Source organism: Acutalibacter intestini (genome assembly GCF_034334985.1).
GTDB lineage: Bacteria > Bacillota > Clostridia > Oscillospirales > Acutalibacteraceae > Acutalibacter > Acutalibacter intestini.
Genome location: NZ_JAWXXL010000154.1, coordinates 1 through 512, shown reverse-complemented (window position 1 = coordinate 512; position 512 = coordinate 1). Strand labels below are relative to the sequence as shown.

The 512-nt window shown below is 60.4% G+C and carries 1 protein-coding gene; it reads left to right on the top strand.

Annotation, left to right across the window (positions count from 1 at the left end; all coding sequences use genetic code 11):
• Window positions 1–512, top strand: a 512-nt coding sequence (locus U8U68_RS22185) for a hypothetical protein (RefSeq protein ID WP_322204669.1), incomplete at both ends; no start/stop codon positions are given.

Genomic DNA, 512 nt, shown 5'->3' with positions numbered 1-512 from the left:
CGTGGCCATTATCGACCGTGAAGAAACCACCCAAACGCATGACGGCGCCGGCACCGTGGGCGAGGCCCAGGGCATTACCATGGACGCCAACGGCGACGCGGTGATCTACATTCCTGTTAGTAACAACAAGTGGCTGAACACTTCCCACCACACCACCAGCCACTTCTATGCCCGCTTTGCCAATGGCAACGGCCTGGTGCGCGTGGAAGATCCCCAGACCACTGGCATTGAGGACCTGACTGGCGATTCCTGGTCCGCAGGCGGGACTTACGGCCAAGACGAGCCCATCGTCAGCGTGAACAACACCATCCGCTTTGTTAAGGTTGGCGACGTTTGGACCGCTTGGCTCACCGTTATCACCAAGGCCAACTGGGATGAGGACGACAGCACCCAGAACAACCGCACCGCTGGCGACCGTGAGAACGTGTACGCCAACGTGAAAATCGTTCTGTCCGCCAAGGCGGGCGGCGGTTCCGGCAGCTCCGGCGATAAGCCCAAGCTGTACGAGCTGC